The organism is Afipia sp. GW822-FHT03D08, assembly GCF_058801645.1.
In genome coordinates this window covers 1,525,795-1,547,008 of the sequence record NZ_JBXANK010000001.1, presented here as the reverse complement: position 1 = coordinate 1,547,008, position 21,214 = coordinate 1,525,795, and the positions used below count along the sequence as shown (strand labels likewise).

At 62.9% G+C, this 21,214-nt stretch carries 23 protein-coding genes; 14 read left to right on the top strand and 9 right to left on the bottom strand.

The genetic code is table 11. The annotated features are described in order from the left end of the window. Positions 1-26: 26 nt before the first annotated feature. The 4 genes from metK to rocF all read left to right on the top strand — a co-directional run bounded on the left by metK (position 27) and on the right by rocF (position 4,269). Positions 27-1,223 carry a methionine adenosyltransferase gene (metK, locus tag AC1RM7_RS07695; RefSeq protein ID WP_006021553.1) on the top strand — a complete coding sequence of 399 codons (1,197 nt, stop codon included), beginning with the start codon at positions 27-29 and terminating at the stop codon, positions 1,221-1,223. A 189-nt stretch (positions 1,224-1,412) separates the two neighbouring features. After that, positions 1,413-2,849, top strand: a complete 1,437-nt coding sequence (gene ahcY / locus AC1RM7_RS07690; protein WP_024920785.1) for an adenosylhomocysteinase — start codon at positions 1,413-1,415, stop codon at positions 2,847-2,849. A 57-nt stretch (positions 2,850-2,906) separates the two neighbouring features. Then, positions 2,907-3,293 carry a hypothetical protein gene (locus AC1RM7_RS07685; protein ID WP_152544171.1) on the top strand — a complete coding sequence of 129 codons (387 nt, stop codon included), beginning with the start codon at positions 2,907-2,909 and terminating at the stop codon, positions 3,291-3,293. A gap of 13 nt (positions 3,294-3,306) precedes the next feature. Next, on the top strand, positions 3,307-4,269 hold the full coding sequence (gene rocF / locus AC1RM7_RS07680) for an arginase (protein WP_034460930.1): 963 nt from the start codon (positions 3,307-3,309) through the stop codon (positions 4,267-4,269). A 42-nt stretch (positions 4,270-4,311) separates the two neighbouring features. Here rocF and AC1RM7_RS07675 read toward each other — a convergent pair whose 3' ends face one another. Both AC1RM7_RS07675 and AC1RM7_RS07670 read right to left on the bottom strand, forming a co-directional pair. Beyond that, positions 4,312-4,524 carry a hypothetical protein gene (locus AC1RM7_RS07675; RefSeq protein ID WP_152544170.1) on the bottom strand — a complete coding sequence of 71 codons (213 nt, stop codon included), beginning with the start codon at positions 4,522-4,524 and terminating at the stop codon, positions 4,312-4,314. Between the two features lie 229 nt (positions 4,525-4,753). Continuing rightward, on the bottom strand, positions 4,754-5,089 hold the full coding sequence (locus tag AC1RM7_RS07670; RefSeq protein WP_152544169.1) for an ATP-dependent 6-phosphofructokinase: 336 nt from the start codon (positions 5,087-5,089) through the stop codon (positions 4,754-4,756). 244 nt (positions 5,090-5,333) lie between these two features. On the opposite strand from AC1RM7_RS07670, the gene AC1RM7_RS07665 reads away from it, so the two are divergent. The 4 genes from AC1RM7_RS07665 (at position 5,334) to AC1RM7_RS07650 (ending at position 8,134) form a co-directional block, all read left to right on the top strand. Further along, positions 5,334-5,543, top strand: a complete 210-nt coding sequence (locus AC1RM7_RS07665; protein ID WP_006021548.1) for a cold-shock protein — start codon at positions 5,334-5,336, stop codon at positions 5,541-5,543. Between the two features lie 269 nt (positions 5,544-5,812). Then, positions 5,813-5,974 (top strand): hypothetical protein, encoded by a 162-nt coding sequence (locus AC1RM7_RS07660; RefSeq protein WP_160166463.1) that lies wholly within the window; start codon positions 5,813-5,815, stop codon positions 5,972-5,974. Between the two features lie 78 nt (positions 5,975-6,052). After that, a complete protein-coding gene (locus tag AC1RM7_RS07655) occupies positions 6,053-7,540 on the top strand; it encodes a flavin-containing monooxygenase (RefSeq protein ID WP_024920780.1) in 1,488 nt (495 codons plus the stop codon). 168 nt (positions 7,541-7,708) lie between these two features. After that, positions 7,709-8,134, top strand: coding sequence for a cupin domain-containing protein (locus AC1RM7_RS07650; protein ID WP_024920779.1), 426 nt, complete (start codon positions 7,709-7,711; stop codon positions 8,132-8,134). A 6-nt stretch (positions 8,135-8,140) separates the two neighbouring features. Here the strand turns inward: AC1RM7_RS07650 and AC1RM7_RS07645 are convergent, their stop codons facing one another. Beyond that, positions 8,141-9,022 carry an alpha/beta hydrolase gene (locus tag AC1RM7_RS07645; RefSeq protein ID WP_024920778.1) on the bottom strand — a complete coding sequence of 294 codons (882 nt, stop codon included), beginning with the start codon at positions 9,020-9,022 and terminating at the stop codon, positions 8,141-8,143. 27 nt (positions 9,023-9,049) lie between these two features. Next, positions 9,050-10,780: an adenylate/guanylate cyclase domain-containing protein gene (locus tag AC1RM7_RS07640; RefSeq protein ID WP_024920777.1), complete on the bottom strand. Its 1,731-nt coding sequence runs from the start codon at positions 10,778-10,780 to the stop codon at positions 9,050-9,052. Between the two features lie 150 nt (positions 10,781-10,930). Between AC1RM7_RS07640 and AC1RM7_RS07635 the strand changes: the two genes are divergently transcribed. From AC1RM7_RS07635 to AC1RM7_RS07615, 5 genes are all read left to right on the top strand, one after another. Further along, on the top strand, positions 10,931-11,278 hold the full coding sequence (locus AC1RM7_RS07635; protein ID WP_024920776.1) for an ArsR/SmtB family transcription factor: 348 nt from the start codon (positions 10,931-10,933) through the stop codon (positions 11,276-11,278). Between the two features lie 16 nt (positions 11,279-11,294). Beyond that, positions 11,295-11,765 carry an ArsI/CadI family heavy metal resistance metalloenzyme gene (locus AC1RM7_RS07630; protein ID WP_024920775.1) on the top strand — a complete coding sequence of 157 codons (471 nt, stop codon included), beginning with the start codon at positions 11,295-11,297 and terminating at the stop codon, positions 11,763-11,765. A gap of 8 nt (positions 11,766-11,773) precedes the next feature. Further along, positions 11,774-12,298 carry an arsenate reductase ArsC gene (locus AC1RM7_RS07625; protein WP_024920774.1) on the top strand — a complete coding sequence of 175 codons (525 nt, stop codon included), beginning with the start codon at positions 11,774-11,776 and terminating at the stop codon, positions 12,296-12,298. Further along, positions 12,298-12,969, top strand: coding sequence for an aquaporin (locus AC1RM7_RS07620; RefSeq protein ID WP_024920773.1), 672 nt, complete (start codon positions 12,298-12,300; stop codon positions 12,967-12,969). Before AC1RM7_RS07625 ends, AC1RM7_RS07620 begins: the two co-directional genes overlap by 1 nt. Positions 12,970-13,834: 865 nt before the next feature. Then, on the top strand, positions 13,835-15,130 hold the full coding sequence (locus AC1RM7_RS07615) for an amidase (protein ID WP_024920772.1): 1,296 nt from the start codon (positions 13,835-13,837) through the stop codon (positions 15,128-15,130). 124 nt (positions 15,131-15,254) lie between these two features. On the opposite strand, the gene AC1RM7_RS07610 is transcribed toward AC1RM7_RS07615, so the two are convergent. From AC1RM7_RS07610 to galE, 3 genes are all read right to left on the bottom strand, one after another. Continuing rightward, on the bottom strand, positions 15,255-15,944 hold the full coding sequence (locus AC1RM7_RS07610; protein WP_024920771.1) for a fumarylacetoacetate hydrolase family protein: 690 nt from the start codon (positions 15,942-15,944) through the stop codon (positions 15,255-15,257). 44 nt (positions 15,945-15,988) lie between these two features. Beyond that, on the bottom strand, positions 15,989-17,791 hold the full coding sequence (locus tag AC1RM7_RS07605) for an ABC transporter ATP-binding protein (RefSeq protein ID WP_024920770.1): 1,803 nt from the start codon (positions 17,789-17,791) through the stop codon (positions 15,989-15,991). 119 nt (positions 17,792-17,910) lie between these two features. Further along, positions 17,911-18,924: a UDP-glucose 4-epimerase GalE gene (gene galE, locus AC1RM7_RS07600; RefSeq protein ID WP_024920769.1), complete on the bottom strand. Its 1,014-nt coding sequence runs from the start codon at positions 18,922-18,924 to the stop codon at positions 17,911-17,913. A gap of 209 nt (positions 18,925-19,133) precedes the next feature. Here galE and waaC point away from each other — a divergent pair, with 209 nt between their 5' ends. Beyond that, a complete protein-coding gene (gene waaC, locus AC1RM7_RS07595; RefSeq protein ID WP_024920768.1) occupies positions 19,134-20,084 on the top strand; it encodes a lipopolysaccharide heptosyltransferase I in 951 nt (316 codons plus the stop codon). Here waaC and AC1RM7_RS07590 read toward each other — a convergent pair. Together AC1RM7_RS07590 and AC1RM7_RS07585 are read right to left on the bottom strand one after the other, a co-directional pair. Continuing rightward, positions 20,074-20,610 carry a D-glycero-alpha-D-manno-heptose-1,7-bisphosphate 7-phosphatase gene (locus AC1RM7_RS07590; RefSeq protein ID WP_024920767.1) on the bottom strand — a complete coding sequence of 179 codons (537 nt, stop codon included), beginning with the start codon at positions 20,608-20,610 and terminating at the stop codon, positions 20,074-20,076. The genes waaC and AC1RM7_RS07590 overlap by 11 nt on opposite strands. Further along, complete coding sequence (locus AC1RM7_RS07585) at positions 20,607-21,200, bottom strand: D-sedoheptulose 7-phosphate isomerase (RefSeq protein ID WP_024920766.1); 594 nt, start codon at positions 21,198-21,200, stop codon at positions 20,607-20,609. Before AC1RM7_RS07585 ends, AC1RM7_RS07590 begins: the two co-directional genes overlap by 4 nt. Between the last annotated feature and the right edge of the window lie 14 nt (positions 21,201-21,214).

The following is a 21,214-nucleotide window of genomic DNA, read 5'->3' as shown; positions in this document are numbered from 1 at the left end:
GCGGCCCATCTGGAAGGGATTGGTTGATGCGCGCGTCTTATCTGTTCACGAGTGAATCGGTTTCTGAGGGTCATCCGGACAAGGTTTGCGACCGGATTTCGGACGAGATCGTCGATCTGTTTTTCCGTGAAGGCCCCAAGGCCGGCATCGATCCGTGGGCGATCCGCGCCGCGTGCGAAACGCTCGCCACCACCAACAAGGTCGTGATCGCGGGCGAGACGCGCGGACCGGCCACCGTCACCAACGAGCAGATCGAAGCGACCGTGCGCGCCGCGATCAAGGACATCGGCTACGAGCAGGAAGGCTTCCACTGGAAGACCTGCGATATCGAAATCCTGCTGCATCCGCAGTCGGCCGACATCGCGCAGGGCGTCGACGCACTTCAGCCCGGCACCAACAAGGAAGAGGGCGCGGGCGACCAGGGCATCATGTTCGGTTACGCCACCAACGAGACGCCGGAACTGATGCCGGCGCCGATCCATTACGCGCACAAGATCCTGCGCCTGATCTCGGAAGCCCGCCACTCGGGCGTCGAGAAGGTGCTCGGCCCGGACTCCAAGAGCCAGGTTACCGTGCAGTACGAAAACGGCAAGCCGGTCGGCGTGCGCGAGATCGTCGTGTCGCATCAGCATCTCGTCGAGGACATGACCTCGAACCAGGTGCGCGAGCGCGTCGAGCCGTACGTCCGCAAGGCGCTGCCGGAAGGCTGGATCAACGGCAAGACCATCTGGCACATCAACCCGACCGGCAAGTTCTTCATCGGCGGTCCCGATGGCGACGCAGGCCTCACCGGCCGCAAGATCATCGTCGACACCTACGGCGGTGCGGCTCCGCACGGCGGCGGCGCGTTCTCCGGCAAGGACTCCACCAAGGTGGACCGCTCGGCGGCTTACGCGGCGCGTTATGTCGCCAAGAACGTCGTCGCGGCTGGCCTCGCGGATCGCTGCACGCTGCAGCTCGCTTACGCCATCGGCGTCGCGCGTCCGCTGTCGATCTACATCGACACCCACGGCACCGGCAAAGTCTCGGACGACAAGATCGAGAAGGCCGTCGCGGAATCGATGGATCTGACTCCGCGCGGCATCCGCAAGCACCTCGACCTCAACAAGCCGATCTTCGCGCGCACGTCGGCTTACGGCCACTTCGGCCGCACGCCGGACGCCGACGGCGGCTTCTCATGGGAGAAGACCGACCTCGCCGACACGCTGAAGAAGGCGGTCTGATTCTTTCTTCCCCTCTCCCCTTGTGGGAGAGGGTGCCCGAGCACAGCGAGGGCGGGTGAGGGGTGTTTGCTTGTCGCAGACATCGGCCCCTCACCCAATTGAGTTTTATCGCTGCCATTCGCGCAGCCCTCTCCCACAAGGGGAGAGGGCACAGCAACGGCGCCCCGCACAGGAACCAGGACAGTTAAAATGAGCACCACCACCACCAAGCCCCCGGCAGGCTTCAACGACTACATCGTCGCCGACATCGGTCTTGCCGATTTCGGCCGCAAGGAGCTCTCGCTCGCCGAGACCGAAATGCCCGGCCTGATGGCCACGCGTGAAGAGTACGGCCCGAAGCAGCCTTTGAAGGGCGCGCGCATCGCCGGCTCGCTGCACATGACCATTCAGACCGGCGTGCTGATCGAGACCCTCAAGGCACTGGGCGCCGACATTCGCTGGGTGTCGTGCAACATCTATTCGACGCAGGATCACGCCGCGGCCGCCATCGCGGCGGCCGGCATTCCGGTGTTCGCCGTCAAGGGCGAGACGCTGAAGGATTACTGGGACTACACCGCCAAGCTGTTCGACTGGCACGGCGGCGGCCATCCGAACATGATCCTCGATGACGGCGGCGACGCCACCATGTACGTCCACCTCGGCCTGCGCGCCGAGAACGGCGACACCGCGTTCCTCGACAAGCCGGGCTCCGAGGAAGAGGAAGTGTTCTTCGCGCTGCTCAAGAAGCAGCTCAAGGAAAAGCCGAAGGGCTACTTCAAGGCGATCGCCGACAGCATCAAGGGCGTCTCCGAAGAAACCACCACGGGCGTGCACCGTCTTTATGAAATGCAGAAGGCCGGCACGCTGCTGTGGCCGGCGATCAACGTCAACGACTCGGTCACCAAGTCGAAGTTCGACAACCTCTATGGCTGCCGTGAATCGCTGGTGGACGGTATCCGCCGCGGCACCGACGTCATGATGTCGGGCAAGGTCGCGTTCGTCGCGGGCTTCGGCGACGTCGGCAAGGGCTCTGCCGCGTCGCTGCGTCAGGCCGGCTGCCGCGTGCTGGTGTCGGAAATCGATCCGATCTGCGCGCTGCAGGCGGCGATGGAAGGCTATGAAGTCGTCACCATCGAGGACGCACTTCCGCGCGCCGACATCTATGTCACCGCGACCGGCAACAAGGACATCATCACGCTGGACCATATGCGCGGCATGAAGGACCGGGCCATCGTCTGCAACATCGGCCATTTCGACAACGAAATTCAGGTCGCGCAGCTCAAGAACTTCAAGTGGACCAACATCAAGCCGCAGGTCGACGAGATCGAGTTCTCCTCCGGCAAGCGCATCATCCTCTTGTCCGAAGGCCGCCTCGTGAACCTCGGCAACGCGATGGGCCATCCGTCCTTCGTGATGTCGGCGTCGTTCACCAACCAGACGCTGGCGCAGATCGAACTCTTCGCCAACAACAAGGACGGCAAGTACAAGAAGGAAGTCTACGTGCTGCCGAAGTCGCTCGACGAGAAGGTCGCGCGTCTTCACCTCGCCAAGATCGGCGTGAAGCTCACGGAGCTGCGCAAGGATCAGGCCGACTATATCGGCGTGAAGCCGGAAGGCCCGTACAAGACGGATCACTACCGCTACTGAGAACCACCCGTCATTCCGGACGGTCTGCGAAGCAGGCCGATCCGGAATCTCGATGGGTTGGAAAAGAACCTCTGGATTCAGGGTTCGCTCGCGATGCTCGCGCCCCGGAATGACGGAAACAGAAAAGCCCCGGATTGTTCCGGGGCTTTTTTGCTATTTGCTGCCGGGCGCTGCCGGCGCCGTAATGGTCACGCTGGGCCCGGAGCTTTTGCCCTTCATTCCGCCCTGCAGGAAAAAGAAACCGATGCCGACAACGATTACGGCGCCCACGATCACGCCCAATATTCCAATTCCACCACTTCCGCCTTCAGCCATCTTGTCCTCCTCATAAAGAACGGCAACGGTCACGAAGCTGTTATGTTCCCGCCCGCACAATCCGGCATGCGCGTATCGCAACGGGCGAATCCCGATAAGATGGCCTCAGGTTTCCGGTTCATTCGCTGATGCGAGGTTGCTCGTGACCGAATCAAGCGCCTACCCGACGACGGTTTCGCTGCTCGGTGTGCCCATCGAAGTGGGGGCCTCGCAGAAGGGCGCGCTGATGGGCCCGGCGGCGCTGCGCACGGCGGGGATCGCACAGCTTTTGGAAAGCCTCGACTTCAAGGTGGAGGATCACGGCGACATCGCGCCGCGCGAGCTGAGCTTCAGCGATGAAGCGCCACCGGCGAACGCGAAGCACTACCGCGAGATCAAGGCCTGGATCGGCGAGACCTCAAGGCGTGCCTACGCCATGGCGAGGTCCGGCGCGATTCCGATATTTCTCGGCGGCGATCATTCGCTGTCGATGGGTTCGGTGAACGGCGTCGCGCGGCACTGGCACGAGCAGGAGCGCGAGCTGTTCGTGCTCTGGCTCGATGCCCATGCCGACTACAACACGCCCGCGACCACGATCACCGGCAACATGCACGGCATGTCCGGCGCGTTCCTGTGCGGCGAGCCGGGACTGGACGATCTGCTGCCGCAGAGTGAGCGATCCTCCATCGTGACGCGCCAGCTCGGCCTGTTCGGCCTCCGCTCGGTGGACAAGAAAGAGAAGGAACTGCTCGCGCAGCGCGATGTCTGGATCGCGGACATGCGCCGGATCGACGAGTTCGGCGTCAGCGTCCTGATGCGCGAATTCATCGAGCGGGTGAGGGCGCGCAGCGGCATCCTCCATGTCAGCCTGGACGTGGATTTCCTCGATCCGGTGTCGGCCCCCGGTGTGGGCACCACGGTGTCGGGCGGGGCGACCTATCGCGAGGCGCATCTGGTGATGGAGATGCTGCAGGATTCAGGTCTGGTGCGCTCGCTCGATCTGGTCGAACTCAATCCGTTTCTGGACAACCGCGGCCTCACCGCGCGCACCGTGGTCGAACTGGTCGGCTCGCTGTTCGGCCAGCAGATCCATGACCGCCCGACGCCGAGCAATGCGGTGGTGTAGGGGGTGTGAAAAGAAATCGGTACTTTGTATTGGCGTTTCCGCTTAGAAAATTCTGAGCATTTGCAGTACGAACGACAATCCGTTTGCTACTTCGACCTCGCCTATGACCGCGCCGACGAAAGTGCCTGCTGCGCCTAGGCAAACGGCTCCGATCCAGCCGCCATTGCCATACCCGACGACTGCCCCGATGGTGCCGCCCAAAATGACGAGCACCGCAGCCCAGATGATTTGAACGATTTGAATGAACCGCTGCATCAACTCTATGTAGGGCCTCAAGGCCAAACAAAAATACGACCGTTGCAGCGATAGTTAATTGCGAATCTGTAAAATCGTACTCAGGTTCGATGTCGTCCCCGTGCAGGCGGGCACCCATAGTATCGAACACCATGTCAGCGTCGTCCTGAGGTGCGAGCACTTGCGAGCCTCGAAGGACGACGGCAACAGGCAACCGTGCATCCTTCGAGGCTCGCGCGCTACGCGCGGCTCACACCTCAGGATGACGCGACATCGCTACGTCAGCGATCAATGGGTCCCAGCTGGAGCCTGTCATCGGGCCGGCGAAGCCGGCCACGTTGGCGGGGACGACGTGGAGAGATCGCACCACCGCGTTATGGATGCGCACCGCGTTATGGACGCGCGTGATCTCTTTCGCGATGGCGGCTTTCGTCGCGGCGTCGAGAAAGCCTGCGGGCGCGGTGCAGCGATAGGCCGACATGGATGCCTCGCTGCTTGGTTGAAGTGAATCTTCTGGAAGAGCTTTAAAGCTCATTCCCCACGTTAAGCTGGAAATGCCGCAGTACTTGCGGATTATTTTCAGCACCCAAGCCTCTGGCATTGCTCGCTTAAACGCCTGCGCCGCCGCGCGAACACAATTGAGTTGTTGCTTTAAGGCCGGCAACTGCTACAAGCCTCGCATTCGACCTGCGGCACAGCTTTTGTTAAAGCGCCCTTTGGACCTTTTCGGTCCCCTTCGGCTCCTTACCCTAAGACATCGCTAGATTGGATTTGCTCCGCGCGACGTCGTGCGGGACTGCGCATGTACGCGCCTCTAAGGATTGTTTGTTATGACGACTGGTACTGTGAAGTGGTTCAACGGCCAAAAGGGCTTTGGTTTCATTCAGCCGAACGATGGCGGCACCGATGTGTTCGTTCACATCAGCGCTGTCGAGCGCGCTGGACTGACCGGCCTCGCCGAAGGACAGAAGGTTTCGTACGAAGCCAAGGTTGACAAGATGCGCGGCAAGACCAGCGCAGAAAACCTGCAGATTCTGTAAGGCCGATCGCGGCAGCCGGACACCGGTTGTCGCGCAAGCCCGAACAAGAAAAAGAGCCAGGCGCTGCATCCACGGATGTACTGGTTGCAGCAGCCAGCTTTTCGCTCGTTTCACGGATGTAATGAAACGGACGTCACCAAGCCCCGTCAGAAATGATGGGGCTTTTTGCTTTTCTGCTGCGGCGCACAGCATTGATCCGTCGCGCAGCCGGAACCACCGCCACATGTGCGGCATTGATCTGTCAGCTTCCATCAAGAGGAGTGGCAACAATGCAGAAGCCCGGCGACGGCTGGTTCGACCAGCGGCTGATCGAGTTCGCGGCCGTGATCGCGGTCGTCGTTCTGATCGCGTCCGGCGTGCGATATCTCAACGAGCCCGCGCCAGCGATCCATGCCTCGTTCATCGTGCCGAGCCAGACCGTTCACTGGTAGTTTTCCGCGCGCTGAACGCCTCACTCTCCGGTTGCAATATTGTTCTGCGGCAGACAAATTCCGGCAGGGAGATTTTTCATGCCGGCTGAAGCTGCGGTCGCCAACAAAGTTTCAAACGAAAGCAACCACTTCGATGTGCTGATCGTCGGCGCGGGCCTGTCCGGCATCGGCGCGGGCTATCACCTGCAGAAGAACTGCCCCGGCAAGAACTACGCGATCCTCGAAGGCCGCGAGAGCATCGGCGGCACCTGGGATCTGTTTCGCTATCCCGGCATCCGCTCCGACAGCGACATGTACACGCTGGGCTATTCGTTCAAGCCGTGGACCCAGCCGAAGGCCATCGCCGACGGCCCGCATATTCTGGATTATGTCCGCGAGACCGCGCGCGAGAACGGCATCGAGCAGAAAATCCGTTTCAATCACCAGGTCAAAAGCGCGTCGTGGTCGTCGAAGGACTCGCGCTGGACGGTGGAAGCGGAGCGGGGGCCGGACAAGGAACGCGTGCAGTTCACCTGCGGCTTCCTGTTCATGTGCAGCGGCTACTACTCCTACGAGGGCGGCTATGCGCCGGAGTTTCCCGGCGCAGATACATTCAAGGGCCGCATCGTGCACCCGCAGAAGTGGACCAGCGACATCGATTACGCCGGCAAGCGCGTGGTGGTGATCGGCTCCGGCGCAACGGCGGTGACCTTGGTGCCGGAAATGGCCAAGACCGCGGCCCATGTCACCATGCTGCAACGCTCGCCGACGTATGTGGTCGCGCGGCCCGCGGAAGATGCGCTCGCCAACAAGCTGCGCGAAAAGCTGCCGGCCAGGCTCGCCTATCACGCGATCCGCTGGCGCAATGTACTGTTCGGGATGTATTTCTTCCAGCTCTGCCGCCGCAAGCCGGAGCGCGCCAAGCAGTTGATCCTTGGCGGCGTGCGCCATGCGCTCGGGCCGGATTACGACATCGGCACCCATTTCACGCCGCGCTACAATCCCTGGCAGCAGCGGCTGTGCCTGGTGCCCGACGGCGACCTGTTCAAGTCGATCAAGGAAGGGCGGTCCTCGGTGGTGACCAGCACCATCGACACCTTCACGCCGAAGGGCATCCGCCTCGCTGATGGAAGCGAACTGGAGGCCGATCTGATCGTCACGGCGACGGGGCTTAACCTGCAGGTGCTCGGGGGCATGCAGGTCAGCGTCGATGGACGCGCGGTCGATTTCGCGCAGACCCTGAACTACAAGGGCATGATGTATTCCGACGTGCCGAACCTGGCCTCATCGTTCGGCTACACCAATGCCTCGTGGACGCTGAAATGCGATCTCACCTGCGAGTATGTCTGCCGCCTGATCAACTACATGGACAGGCACGGCTACAGGCAGTGCACGCCGCGCAACACCGATCCCGAGGTGCAGCGCGAGAACTGGCTCGATTTCACCTCGGGCTATGTGCAGCGCGCGGTGGCGAAAATGCCGAAGCAGGGCTCGAAGCGGCCGTGGAAGCTCTATCAGAACTACGCGCTCGACATCGTCTCGCTGCGTCTCGGCAAGGTCGATGACGGCGTGATGGTGTATGAGTAAGCGAGCTTTCTGCCGTCATTCCGGCATGTGGCTTGTTGATCTCTCCACACGTCATTCCGGGATGCGCCCGCTTGGCGCAGACCCGGAATCCATTTTCCTCTAGAACATCACTGGATTCCGGGCTCGCGCGAAGACGCGCGCCCCGGAATGACGATGGAGTTTGATGCGATGAAGTCTCTTCCGTTCGCGCTCGGCCTGATGCTGGCCGCATCGCCGCTCTATGCCGACACCCAGCCTGCAACCACCAAGGTGGTGGTCAGGCCGGTGATGTCAGCCACCACGACGTCGAGCGGGCAGCCGATCGTGCTGCCGCAAAAGGATGCGCAGGTCATCGTTTCGACCTACGAGATTCCGCCGGGCGCGGTGCTGCCCAAACACAAGCATCCCTTTCCGCGCTACGCCTATGTGCAGGCGGGGACCATCGAGGTCACCAATCTCGACACCGGCAAGACGCAGACCTTCAAGACCGGCGACTTCATTCTCGAGGCGGTCGATCAGTGGCACTTCGGCGCCAACAATGGCAAGGTGCCGGTGAAGCTGCTGGTGATCGACATGGTCGAGAAGGGCGCGGTCAACACGGTGCTGCAGAAGTAAGCTTGCTCACATGTGACGGCGGATGAACGCGCCCACGTGTTCCAGCGCGCGGCGGCCCGGCTCGAGATGCGCGTTCCACAGCGGCCAGGCGTGAATCATCTCCGGCCATACTTCCAGCGTCACGTCCACATCCGCCGCGCCCAGCGCTGCCGCGAAGCGCGTGGCGTCATCGAGCAGCGTCTCGTGCGAGCCGACCTGAACCAGAACAGGCGGAAACCCGCGCAGATCCGCAAACAGGGGCGAGATGCGCGGATCGTTGCGCGCCATTCCCGCAGGCACGAAAGCATCGGCGAGTTCGCCGAGATAGCCCTTGTGAATGATCGGATCGACCGCGTCCCTTGTCGCCAGCGAGTTGCCCGACATGGTGAGGTCGGTCCAGGGCGAGGCCAGCCACGCGCAGGACGGATGCTCGCGCTGTTTGCGCAATTCGTTGATCAGCACGGCGGTGAGATTGCCGCCCGCGCTGTCGCCGCCGATGGCGATCTGCGACGGCAGATAGGCCTGCTTGCGCAAGTAGCGCCACGCGGTCATGGCGTCGTCCAGCGCTGCGGGAAACGGATGCTCCGGCGCAAGACGATAGCCGACCGCCAGCGTGCGGATTTTCGCCGCGCGTCCCGCTTCGGTGACCATGCGACGATGGCTTGTGAGCGAGCCTGAGCAGTAGCCGCCGCCGTGGAAGAACATCAGCACGCGCGAGGCATCGCTGTCGGGCGCCAGCGACCATTCACCGGGCACGCCGCCGAGATCGACGCTTGTCAGAACGATGTCATCGGCCACCGGCCAGACCGAGCCGATCTCGTCCAGCCGCTCGCGGCGCTGCGCCCAGCCGACCGGCCGGGCCTTCGCCGTCAGCAGCGCGCGGATGGCGTCGATCTCGGAGGAGGGCATGGTGCTGCTCCTGTTGCGGTGAAGACCTTACTTCTGTTCGAGCCGCCACACACCGTCCCAGTCATCGCCGGGCGGGTCTGACGCAAAGCCGTCGAGACGCTGGATGAATGTCAGCGACGGCCCGTCATCGGGGACAGCTTTGAGCGCCGCGGCAAAGGCGCCGCGCGCATCGTCCCAGCGCCGGGCGCGATAGGCGGCGAGGCCGTCGGAATAGTGATCGCGAAGCGCGGTCTGCGATGCCGTCAGCGTGCCCTTGCGGCCCATGATCTCGAACACCGTCTGCGGCTGGGTCTGGCCCAGCGTCACGATCCGGTCGATCTCGCGCGTCTCGATCTCGCCGGCGGCGCTGGCAACCGTCGCCTCCGAAACAAGGATGCGGCTGCCATAGGCCTTGTTCGCGCCTTCGAGGCGAGAGGCGAGGTTCACCGTGTCGCCCATCACGGTGTAGCTCATCATCAGTTCGGAGCCGATGCTGCCGACCAGCACCTCGCCGGTGGCGATGCCGATGCGGATGTCGAACGGCGCGGGGAGATTGCGCACCCCGAGCAGTTCGGGAAGCTCATTGCGCAGTTGCGGGACAAGCTCCAGCATGTCGAGGGCGGCAATGCTGGCGAGCCGCGCCTGATCCGCATCGGCGGTGAAGGGAGGGCCCCAGTAGGCCATGATGGCGTCGCCGATATACTTGTCGATGATGCCCTCATGCGCGCGCACCGGCGCGGACATCGCCGAGAGATAGCGATTCATCACCTTGACCAGCCCCTGCGGCGTCGTCCCCCGGCTGGTGCTGGAAAATCCCTTCACATCGCAGAACAGCACGGTCATGACGCGGCGCTGCCCTTCGGACGCCAGCGCAGGCCGGTCGATCAGTCCCTCGACCACGCGCGGGTCGATATACTTGCCGAAGGTTTCGCGGATACGCTCCTTGAGACGGAGCTGTTCGACCATGCTGTTGAACGCGGTGGTGAGCTGGCCGATTTCGTCCTGCGTGGTGACGACGATCTTTTCCTCAAGATGTCCGGCTTCGACCGCGCGTGCGCCTTCCAGCAGTTTCCGGACCGGCCGCGTCATGCCGGCGCTGACCAGCATGGAGAACACCAGCCCCATGGTGGCCGCGAGCGCGGTCAGCACCGCGGCGATGATGGTGACCTGCGACTGCTTCTGCCGGGTCCGGTCGGCCTCCGTCCGCAATACCGCGAACATCTCCGCACGGATCGAATCGAGGCTTTCGTTGAGTTCATTGCGCAGGGCATCGACCCGCGCCAGTCCGTCATCGATGGCCTTGGTGTCTCCGGTCTGCAGCAGCGGCAGCATGCGCTCGATCTCGCTGTTGAGATGGCGGCGGGAGACGTCGAGTGCAGTCTCTAAGCGGGTGTCGAGCCGGGCCAACGCTGTCGGGTCGGAGAATGTGACGCCTTTCTGGATCAGGCCGTTGATCAGCGCGCGTGCGGCCTGCACTTCCTGCTCGACTTCAGCGCCTTTGGTCTCAAAGACGCTGCGGATCGCAGTCAGGCGGTCGCTGCCGAATGGCGAGCGAATCCGTTCGATCACCATGCGGCGCAATTCCAGCGCCCGCTCGACGGAGCGGATGTTGGCGCGCGCCAGATTGCCGTAGGCCGGAATGTAGCTGGTCGTCAGTTCTTCGAGGCGGGCGGAGACCTGCATCACCGACACCATGGACAGGATCGCCGTGACCGCCATCAGGACGATGAGCGTCACGGCAATGCCCATGATTTTTCGCCGGATCGACAAACGGATCATCGCAATTCCCCAAGGTGGGGGGAACTTTATCGCGAAATATGCGACCGCGATATGCGGCGGCATCTTGGGGGCAAACCCCACGCCGAGATATTTCAACAATTATTGAAATATTTCTTGCGCCGGCGAAAATATTTCAATAATCATTGAAATATGAACAAGCCGGATATCCTCGCGGCGCTGGCCGCCCTTTCGCAGGAAAACAGGCTGGATGCCTATCGCCTGCTGGTGCAGGCGGGTCCCGATGGAATGCCCGCGGGCGAGATTGCCGCGGATCTCGGCCTCTCTCCGAATGCGCTCACGTTCCATCTCGACCGGCTGCGCGAGGCGGGCCTTGTCAGCGCTCGGCGCGACGGCCGCTCGATGATTTACGCGGCCCAGTTCGACACCATGAACGGTCTGATCGGATACCTCACCGAAAACTGCTGCGGCGGAGCGGTCGATTGTGCGCCCGCTGTGGTGTGCAAGCCTGTGCGCAGGCGCACCAAGGTTTCTGCGTAAACGAAGGAGAGATTCCATGAAGCGTTTGCACGTTCACGTCGCCGTCAACGATCTCAGTCAATCGATCGGCTTCTATTCCGCATTGTTCGCTGCGCAGCCTTCGATCGTGAAATCCGACTATGCGAAATGGATGCTGGACGATCCGCGCGTCAACTTCGCGATTTCATCGCGAGGCAGGGAGGCCGGCCTGGACCATCTCGGCATTCAGGTGGAAGACGCGCAGGAGTTGCAGGAGGTTTACGCGCGGCTTCGTGCCGCCGGTGGCGAGGTCGTCGAGCAGGGCGACACCGCCTGCTGTTATGCAAAGTCGGAAAAGTCGTGGATCGGTGATCCGGCCGGAATCTCGTGGGAGACTTTCCTCACGAAGGGGGAGAGCACCAATTACGGCGACGGAACCGGCGAAAACGAAGCGCGTATCGCACACGAGAAGAAATCGGCGTGTTGTGCGCCGGAGATGAAGCCTGCTGCGGCCTCGGCCTGCTGCTAGAGGTCATGATGTCTGGCGAGATTTACAACGTCCTCTTCCTTTGCACCGGAAATTCCGCGCGCTCGGTGATCGGCGAGGCGATCCTCAACAAGATCGGCGCGGGCAAGTTCCGCGCCTACAGCGCCGGAAGCCAGCCCAAGGGTCAGATTCATCCGGAGACCATCAAGCTGCTGGAAAGTCTCGGTTACGATACGTCTGGCTTTCGGTCGAAGTCATGGGCTGAGTTTGCGCGTCCCAGCGCGCCCTTGTTCGATTTCGTCTTCACCGTCTGCGATAGCGCAGCGGCGGAATCGTGCCCTGTCTGGCCGGGGCAGCCGATGACGGCGCATTGGGGCATACCCGATCCGGCGGAAGCGACGGGCACGCCCGCCGAGATCGCGATGGCCTTCAGGGAGGCCTACCGGCTGCTCAATCAGCGCATCGCAATTTTCATCGCTCTTCCAATTCGCTCTCTCGACGAACTGGCTCTCCGCAACAAACTGAAGGACATCGGCGAGATGGAAGGCGCAACGAAAGCGCCCGAACGGACCTGATGCCTTCACTCGCACAACGCGCCTTTGTGGAATGGCTCGGCACGGCATTCCTGCTGGCGGCGGTCGTCGGTTCTGGAATCATGGCGGAGAAGCTCGCGGGCGGAAACGGCGCCGTCGCGCTCCTGTGCAACACCTTGCCCACTGGCGCAATCCTTGTCGTCCTGATCCTGATCTTCGGTCCGATTTCGGGCGCGCATTTCAATCCGGCGGTTTCGGCCGCCTTCGCGATGCGCGGTGAATTGTCATGGCCCATCGCCGCGCTTTACATCGCAATGCAGGTGACCGGCGGGATCGCGGGCGTGTGGGCCGCGCACCTGATGTTTGAACTGCCGCTCTGGCAGTTCTCGACCACGGTGCGTTCAGGCGGCGGGCAATTGTTCGCCGAGGGCATCGCCACCTTTGGATTGCTGTTGACGATTCTGGGGTGTGTGGCGCGCGCGCCCTCGGCGGTGCCTTACGCGGTCGGGCTCTATATCACCTCGGCATACTGGTTTACGGCGTCCACATCCTTCGCCAATCCGGCGGTAACGATCGCGCGTTCGCTGTCGGATACATTCGCCGGAATCGCACCCGCAGGCGTGCTGGCCTTCATCGCCGCTCAGCTTGTCGGCATGCTTGCCGCCGTCGTAGTGAGCGGCTGGCTGTGGAGGCGAACCACAAAGCCAGCGTAGCCCGGATGAAGCATGGCAATTTCCCATCGTCATTCCGGGATGCGCCCCTTGGCGCAGGCCCGGAATCCATGACTGCGAAAATCACCTGAGTGGCCGTGGATTCCGGGCTCGCACGAAGACGCGCGCCCCGGAATGACGGCGGACTCTCGAAACATTTCGTGATGGGGATACAAATCCCCGCGTTCTGAACCTCACTTATGTTCGCCATGTCCCGCCCCGTCATGAGGGGCGTTTCGCGATCGTCACGATACGCGGGGCGGGATGCGGTGGCGCGGCAGCGTCAGGCAGGAGCGAGGGTCGCAGGGCGCAAGCCTGGATCGCGCGCACGCACCCGAAAGGGCGTGCGCAACATCCGGAGGCGTGTGAGCGATGCAAGCGACGGCAGACGAACCACGCTGTGCGCGCCGGCCCAAGTCGTGTGGTCCCGACGCCCGAAGCTGGCGTCAGTCCGGCAGAGAGCCGCTTCCAACCGGAGGCGGAAACCCTCAGCAGGGATGCGGTGACGTAGCATCGTCCACCGGGGAGAGCACGAAGCAGGCCGGAGCCCCACCGCGTGCGGAACGCCGGATGCAAACGGCGTGACCGTGGTGACTACGCTCGTGTGCTTTCTCACTTTTGCACACGGGGCTGCGGATGCGCTCGCGCATCCGGCGTTCCGCGCGCCCTCAACTTGAGGGAGGAACGAAAGAGAGCTTCGGGCGCCCCCGCGCCGTCATAACAACAGGGGCGATGGCGCGTGGCTGCCCGAGGTTTCGCGCGATGTGCCGGGCGAATGCTAAATTTTAGAAGCATTGCCTTCTGCCTGCGGAAAATACATTCTCCCGGCTCCGTACCTGCAAATCAAAAAGAGCCAAGACAGCCTCAAATGACAGCCTCATCCCGTGACCGCCTCGAACAAGCCCTCGTGAAAATCGCCGATCCCGCCGGGGAAGGCGCGCGCTCCTGCCTCACCGTCTATGCCGACGAGGCCCGCAAGGCGGCCGATGCTGCCGACGCACGCATCAAGTCCGGCGGTTCGCGCGGCCCGCTCGACGGCGCGGTCATCACCATCAAGGATCTGTTCGACATCAAGGGCGAGGTCACCCGCGCCGGATCGAAGGTGCTGCCGGCGCGCAGCAAGCCGGCCACGGCGGATGCCGCCATCGTCACGCGGCTGCGCGAGGCGGGGGCCGTGATCGCCGCCAAAACCAACATGACCGAGTTCGCCTATTCGGGCCTCGGCGCCAATCCGCATTACGGCACGCCGGGCAATCCTGCGGACCGCAAGCGGGTGCCGGGTGGTTCGTCCTCCGGCGCCGCGGTCGCGGTGGGCGACGGCGTCGGCGAGATCGCCATCGGCACCGACACCGGCGGCTCGACCCGTATCCCGGCGGCGTTCTGCGGCGTCACCGGCTTCAAGCCCACGGTGAAGCGCGTGCCGCGCACCGGCGCATTTCCGCTGTCGTTCACGCTGGATTCGATCGGGCCGATCGCGCGCAGCGTTGCCGATTGCGCCAATGCCGACGCCATTCTGGCCGGCGAGACGCCATCGCCGCTGTCGCCGCCTGCGCTCGGCGATGTGCGCGTCGGTCTGGTGCAGGGTTATCCCATCGAGGGCCTCGATGACGTCGTCGGCAAGGCCTATCCGCTGGCGCTGGCCAGGCTCGGCTCGCACTGGAAGGGCAGCGACATCACCCTCGATGCACTCTCCATCATGCACACCGCCAACGAACGCGGCGGTGTCGCCCCGCCGGAGGCGTATGCCATTCACCGCACCCTGCTGGCGGAGGCGGGCGAGGGCGTCGATCCGAATGTGCGGGCGCGCCTGCTGCGCTCGGAGAAGATCAGCGCGGCGGATTACATCCTTGCCTTGCGCGACCGCGAGCGCGGCATCGCGCAGATGGACGCCGTGTTCGACAAGGTCGATGTGCTGGTGATGCCCACGGTGCAGATCGTCGCGCCGACCATGGACGAGGTGTCGACGCCGGAAAGCTTCAACAAGCGCAACGTTCAGGCGCTGATGAACACCGCGATCTGGAATTTCTTCGATACCTGCGCGATCTCGCTGCCGATCCGGCTCGGCAACGCGCTGCCGGTCGGCTTGATGCTGGTCGGCCGTCACGGCGGCGACCGCAAGCTGCTCGCCATCGCGGCTGCGGTGGAGAAACAGTTGGAGGCGTGACGGCGACGTTGCCACATCCTCGATCGTCATCACCGGGCTTGACTCGGTGATCCACCTTCCTAGATGCAATGAAAAACGTGGATGGCCGGGTCAAGCCCGGCCATGACAGTTTCAGAAGTTTGCGTCAGCCGATCGCGACCTTCAGCGTGCCGATGCCGTCGATGCCGCATTCGATCTTGTCGCCGGGCGACAGCGCAGCGACGCCGGCGGGAGTGCCGGTCAGGATGATATCGCCCGCGGCGAGCGAGACCTGAAGCGACAGCTTGCCGATGATCTCGGCGACGTTCCAGATCATCTCGGAGAGATCGCCCTTCTGCTTCTCCGTGCCGTTGACCGAGAGCCAGATCTTGCCCTTCACGGGATGGCCGATCTCGGCGGCGGGACGCAGCGCGCCGCAGGGCGCGGAGAAATCGAACGATTTGCCGATCTCCCAGGGCTGCTCCTTCTTGCGCGACGCCATCTGCAGATCACGGCGGGTCAGGTCGATGCCGACGCCGTATCCGTAAACGTGATCGAGCGCCTTGGCCGGATCGATGTTGGCGCCGCCGCTCTTCAGCGCAACGACCAGTTCGACCTCGTGCTGGAAATCCTTGGTCAGCGAGGGATAGGGGATCGTTGCGCCGTCGCCGGTGATCATGTCGGCGTGCTTGGCGAAAAAGAATGGCGGCTGGCGCTCGTCGTTGCCCATCTCGCGGATGTGCTCGAGATAGTTGCGGCCTACGCACCAGATGCGGCGCACCGGGAAGGATTTCGATTCACCGGCAACGGGAATGGACGGCTGCGTGAGTGCGGGAATGACGAAGCTGGCGCTCATGGGAATTCCGGTTCTGGGAGGGCAACGAGGCGGGAGAGGCGATCTTACGCGCTGGCGGCGACGGGAGCCAGCGGGTTGGCTTCACGATGCTGCAACCGGAAGAACGAGGCATAGCGCCCGCCGCGCCGCAGCAAGTCATCGTGACGCCCGGTTTCGACGATGGTGCCGTTCTCGACCACCAGGATCTGGTCGGCGTGCATGATGGTGTGCAGGCGATGCGCGATCACAATGGTGGTGCGGTTCTGGCACAGATGCTCGATCGCTTCCTGCACCTGCTTCTCGGACTCGGAGTCAAGCGCGGCCGTGGCTTCATCGAGCAGGATGATCGGCGCGTTCTTCACCAGCGCGCGGGCGATGGCGATGCGCTGGCGCTGGCCGCCGGAAAGCTGCGTGCCGTGTTCGCCGACCGGCGTGTCGTAGCCGCGCGGAAAGCTCATGATGAAATCGTGGGCGCAGGCGGCCTTCGCGGCAGCGACGATCTCGTCCTCCGATGCCCCGGCTTTGCCGAACGCGATGTTCTCGCGAATGGTGTCGCGGAACAGGTAGACGTCCTGTCCGACATAGGCGGTCTGCTGGCGCAGCGAGCGGCGCGAGACGTCGGAGATGATCTGCCCGTCGATGACGATGGCGCCGAACTTCGCCTCGTACAGCCGTAGCAGCAGCGCCAGCACGGTGGATTTTCCGCCGCCGGACGGGCCGACGAGCGCGGTCATCTTGCCGGGCTCGGCGACAAAACTCATGCGGTTGAGCACGGTCTCGTTGCCGCGATAGGCAAAGGTGACGTCGCGGAATTCGACCTTGGCTTCGGTCAACTGCAATGCGGGCTTGTCGCTGTCGTCCGGTTCGCTCGCCGGGCTGTCAACGATTTCTAGCAGCTTGCGCGCGCCGATCAGATAGCTGTTGAGTTCGATGTTGAGGCGGGCGAGCCGCTTGGCCGGTTCATAGGCCAGCAGGAACGCGGTGATGAACGAGAAGAACTGTCCCGGCGTCGCGCCGGTCGCGATGATGCGATAGCCGCCATACATCAGGACGCCGGCTATGGCGAAGCCGCCGAGGGTTTCCATCAGCGGGCTGGACCGGCTCTGGACCCGCGCCATTTTGTTGGCGTTGGCTTCAACCATCCCGATGTTCCGGTCGATCCGCGCCTGCATGGTGTCTTCAAGCGTGAAGGCCTTGACCGTGCGGATGCCTTGCAGGGATTCCTGCATGGTTTCGAGAATGTCCGCCGTGCCGGTGAACTGGTTGTGTGCGAGGCCTTTGATCCTCTTCACCAGCTTGCGGATGACGAACAACGCAGGGGGTGCAATCAGCAGCCCGGACAGCGACATCCACGGGTCCTGAATCACCATCACGGCGGCCAGCCCGACCAGCGACAGGAAATCGCGGCCGACGGCGTTGATCAGGAGACTGAGAACCTGGGTCACGGATTGCGCGCCCGCGGTCAGCCGCGCGAGGAACTCGGAGGAATGGCGTTCGGAATAGAACCCGACATTCTCGCGCATCAGTTTCGCGAACAGCCGGCGCTGATTGCTGGCAAGGATGGCGTTGCTGATCTTCGACAGGATGACCGTATGACCGTAGGTCGCTGCGCCCTTGAGCGTGAACAGAACGATGATCGCCAGCGACAGCATCACGATGCCGTTGATGCTGCGATTGACGTAGGTCTGGTTGATCACTTCGCCAAGCAGCCAGGCGGACGCGGCTGTCGCGCCGGCGGACAACGCCATCAGGACGAAAGCGACCGTATAGCGCCGCCAGTGCTGGAGGCCCTGTTCGGTAATCAGGCGGCGAATAAGGGCAGCCGCCCCATAAGGGTCGTCGGTGATTTTTCGTGGAAGCTCGGTCATCCGCGTTCCATTGACGGCCGACACAACCGGCGCCCCGTCAGGGTTTCTGCGATGTCCGTCTCTTGCCCGCTATGGACCGGATTTTCAAGCGGAATCAGGGCCTTTGGGTCAATTCTACACTACGCTGAAACCGCCTGCCGGCCGTCCCGGAGCCGGTCTGCCAGCAGTTTTTCCTCCCATGCCAGCGCATGGCGGGCGATGGTGTCGAGATCGTCGTAGCGCGGCGTCCAGTCCAGCGTGGCGCGAATGCGTGATGTATCCGCGATCATGGTCATGATGTCGCCGGGGCGACGATCGGCATACTGAACGGCGAAATTACGGCCCGACGCACGCCGCACTGCCTCGACGGTTTCGAGCACCGAATAACCACGGCCGTAGCCGCAATTCAGCGTCGCCGAAGGACCGCCGTTCTCGAGATAGGCAAGCGCCGCGCGATGCGCGTCGGCCAGATCGGTGACGTGGATGAAGTCGCGGATACAGCTTCCGTCAACCGTCGGATAATCCGTGCCGAAGACGTCGATCTTGGCGCGCTGGCCAGTCGCGGCTTCGACGGCGATCTTCAACAGGTGCGTCGCGCCGACGGTTGCGAGACCGATCCGGGCTTCCGGGTCGGCGCCGGCGACATTGAAATAGCGCAGCACGACGTAATGCATGCCGTGCGCGGAGGCGACGTCGTGCAGCATGATCTCGGTCATCAGCTTCGACGAGCCATAGGGCGACAGCGGACGTGTCGGCGCTTCTTCGGCAACGGGCATCTGGTCAGGATTACCGTAAACCGCGGCCGTCGATGAAAAGATGAAGCGGCTGATGTTGCACCTGACCGCCGCGTTCAGAAGATTGCGCGTCGTCATCGTGTTGTTGCGGTAGTAGCCGAGCGGATCGCGCAGCGAGTCAGGCACCACCACCGAGCCTGCGAAATGAATGATCGAGCTGACATTGTGCGCGGCGATCACGCCTTCGACCAGGTTCTCGTCCGCGACATCGCCGATGAACAGGGGCACGCCCTCGGGCAGGAACTGCGAAAAGCCGGTCGAAAGATTATCGACGACGACGACGCTTTCGCCCGCATCGACCAGCGTACGAACTGTGTGGCTGCCGATGTAACCTGCGCCTCCGGTGACCAGAACTGTCATGGCTTTCCAATCCGCATTGCGTCCGCGCTCCGTTGGGCGCCTGTTGCGCGGAATGTGGAGCTAAGATGTTGCCGGAAGCTTGCAGAGAAACGATGGAAATGGGGTATAAAGCCGGGCTCTCGCGCCAAAAGGCTTCGCTTTTCCCGGCCGAAACCGCTTTATGGTTTCCAAAACGTAACGCCTAACAAGAGTTCCAGCCCCTCGCTCCGATGCCCGGTATCATTTTCATCAAGACCTCATCGCTCGGCGACGTGGTGCATCACATGCCGGCCGTCACCGATGCGCACCGTCACGCGCCCGATGCGCGGCTGACGTGGGTGGTCGAGGAAGCTTTCGCGCCGCTGGCGCGGCTTCATCCCGCTGTCAGCGAAGTGATTCCGGTTTCGACGCGGCGGTGGCGATCACAATTGATGCGCTCAGAGACCTGGAGCGAGGTCTCCGCGTTCAAGGCGAGATTGAAATCGGTCAAGGCCGAGAAGGTGATCGATACGCAGGGGCTGATCCGCTCGGCATTGATCGCGAAGGCGGCCAATGGCGAGCGGCATGGCTACGACGCATCGAGCATCAAGGAGCCGGTGGCATCGTGGTTCTATGACGTCAAGCATGCGGTCGCGCGCGATCAGCATGCGGTGATGCGCAACCGGACGCTCACCGGGTTGAGTCTCGGCTATCGGCCCGATCAGGCCATCGACTACGGGCTGATTAAGCCGCCGCGCAGTGGTGATGCGCGTTATGCGGTACTGTTTCACGGCACATCGCGCGCATCGAAAGAATGGCGTGAGGTCGACTGGATCGGTGCCGGCAAATGGCTGCACGCGCAGGGCCTTGAGGTTGTGCTGCCGTGGGGCAATGAGCGCGAGCGGTCGCGCTCTGAGCGGCTTGCTCAAGCTATTCCGGGAAGCCGCATTCTTGATCGCGTGCCGCTCGATGAGACGGCAAAAGTGATTGCCAATGCTTCGCTGGTGGTCGGTGTCGATACAGGTTTGCTGCATCTGGCCGCAGCCTATGAGGTGCCGCTGATCGCGGTGTTCCTTGCCACCGATCCCGGCCTGACCGGTCCAGTCGGCAATGGATCGATCACGGTTGTCGGCGGTAAGGATGTTTATCCGTCTTTCGAGCGGGTCATCGAAGCGGCGGAGAAGCTGCCGCTCAAGCGCTGACGCGCTTGCTCAAGATATTCTCGACAAATCCCGAAATATCCGTTCCCGAAAACAGATAGCCCTTGATGCCCGCCGCCGTGCCCGCATCGAGATCGCGCTGCTTGTCGCCGATGACGAAGCTGCGGTCCCTGTCGATCGGCCAGTGCTTCATCAGATCGAAGATCATGCCGGGCTGCGGCTTGCGCCAGTCGCACTCGTGATCGTATCCGGTGACTGTTCCGTCAGGATGATGCGGGCAATAGCGGAAGTCATCGATGCGCGCGCCGTCGCGCGCCAGTTCATCGCGCATCCAGTTGTGCAGCGCGCGCACATCGTCCTCGGAGAAAAAGCCGCGTGCGACGCCGGACTGGTTGGTGAAGACGAAGACGTAATAGCCGGCCTCGTTCAGCTTCCTGATCGCATCCGCCACTCCCGGCATCCACCGGAGTCTGTCGCGGGTGCCGACATAGGCGTCGTCGAGATTGATGACGCCGTCGCGGTCGAGGAACGCCGCGGGTTTGGATGTCGCGCCGCTGTCCGCCGTCATTTTGGTTTTGTCGCGCCGATCAGCACTTGCTCGACCTCGTCGCAGATTGCGTGCATCGCCATCATATGGACCTGCTGGATCACGGGCGTGTCGTCGGTGGGCGAAACGAACAGATGATCGCAGGAGGCGCGCATGCTTTCGCCCTTGGCGCCTGTAAAGCCGACGGTCGTCACGCCCAGATCGCGCGCCACCTTGATCGCGGCGAGGATGTTCGGCGAACGGCCCGATGTGGAGAGCGCAAACAGCACATCGCCACGCTTCGCAAGTCCCTGCACCTGCCGCGCGAACACCTGCTCGAAACCGTAGTCGTTGGCGATGGCCGTCAGCGCGGATGTATCGGTTGTCAAAGCGATCGCAGCCCAGCCGGCGCGCTCCTGCTTGTAGCGGCCGACGATCTCGGCGGCGATATGCTGGGCGTCGGCGGCGCTGCCGCCATTGCCGATCAGCAGCAGCTTGTTGCCGGACTTCAGAGCATCCGCGACAACGCGCGCGATGGTATGCGTCGTCGCGAGAAGCTCGTTGCTCCGCACGGCTTTGGTCAGCCCGTCGAGCGAACTTTGAAAATGTGCCGCGATCCGGTCCTGGCTCACATGTCACCGTGTGG

What these genes read in the sequence shown, in the direction of transcription:
- AC1RM7_RS07610 (WP_024920771.1), bottom strand. Translation starts at nt 15,944, where the DNA reads ATGAGCGCCAGCTTCGTCATTCCCGCACTCACGCAGCCGTCCATTCCC.
- AC1RM7_RS07655 (WP_024920780.1), top strand. Translation starts at nt 6,053, where the DNA reads ATGCCGGCTGAAGCTGCGGTCGCCAACAAAGTTTCAAACGAAAGCAAC.
- AC1RM7_RS07620 (WP_024920773.1), top strand. Translation starts at nt 12,298, where the DNA reads ATGCCTTCACTCGCACAACGCGCCTTTGTGGAATGGCTCGGCACGGCA.
- AC1RM7_RS07615 (WP_024920772.1), top strand. Translation starts at nt 13,835, where the DNA reads ATGACAGCCTCATCCCGTGACCGCCTCGAACAAGCCCTCGTGAAAATC.
- metK (WP_006021553.1), top strand. Translation starts at nt 27, where the DNA reads ATGCGCGCGTCTTATCTGTTCACGAGTGAATCGGTTTCTGAGGGTCAT.
- AC1RM7_RS07625 (WP_024920774.1), top strand. Translation starts at nt 11,774, where the DNA reads ATGTCTGGCGAGATTTACAACGTCCTCTTCCTTTGCACCGGAAATTCC.
- AC1RM7_RS07650 (WP_024920779.1), top strand. Translation starts at nt 7,709, where the DNA reads ATGAAGTCTCTTCCGTTCGCGCTCGGCCTGATGCTGGCCGCATCGCCG.
- AC1RM7_RS07605 (WP_024920770.1), bottom strand. Translation starts at nt 17,791, where the DNA reads ATGACCGAGCTTCCACGAAAAATCACCGACGACCCTTATGGGGCGGCT.
- AC1RM7_RS07645 (WP_024920778.1), bottom strand. Translation starts at nt 9,022, where the DNA reads ATGCCCTCCTCCGAGATCGACGCCATCCGCGCGCTGCTGACGGCGAAG.
- AC1RM7_RS07665 (WP_006021548.1), top strand. Translation starts at nt 5,334, where the DNA reads ATGACGACTGGTACTGTGAAGTGGTTCAACGGCCAAAAGGGCTTTGGT.
- waaC (WP_024920768.1), top strand. Translation starts at nt 19,134, where the DNA reads ATGCCCGGTATCATTTTCATCAAGACCTCATCGCTCGGCGACGTGGTG.
- AC1RM7_RS07640 (WP_024920777.1), bottom strand. Translation starts at nt 10,780, where the DNA reads ATGATCCGTTTGTCGATCCGGCGAAAAATCATGGGCATTGCCGTGACG.
- galE (WP_024920769.1), bottom strand. Translation starts at nt 18,924, where the DNA reads ATGACAGTTCTGGTCACCGGAGGCGCAGGTTACATCGGCAGCCACACA.
- ahcY (WP_024920785.1), top strand. Translation starts at nt 1,413, where the DNA reads ATGAGCACCACCACCACCAAGCCCCCGGCAGGCTTCAACGACTACATC.
- AC1RM7_RS07660 (WP_160166463.1), top strand. Translation starts at nt 5,813, where the DNA reads ATGCAGAAGCCCGGCGACGGCTGGTTCGACCAGCGGCTGATCGAGTTC.
- AC1RM7_RS07630 (WP_024920775.1), top strand. Translation starts at nt 11,295, where the DNA reads ATGAAGCGTTTGCACGTTCACGTCGCCGTCAACGATCTCAGTCAATCG.
- AC1RM7_RS07635 (WP_024920776.1), top strand. Translation starts at nt 10,931, where the DNA reads ATGAACAAGCCGGATATCCTCGCGGCGCTGGCCGCCCTTTCGCAGGAA.
- AC1RM7_RS07675 (WP_152544170.1), bottom strand. Translation starts at nt 4,524, where the DNA reads ATGCAGCGGTTCATTCAAATCGTTCAAATCATCTGGGCTGCGGTGCTC.
- AC1RM7_RS07590 (WP_024920767.1), bottom strand. Translation starts at nt 20,610, where the DNA reads ATGACGGCGGACAGCGGCGCGACATCCAAACCCGCGGCGTTCCTCGAC.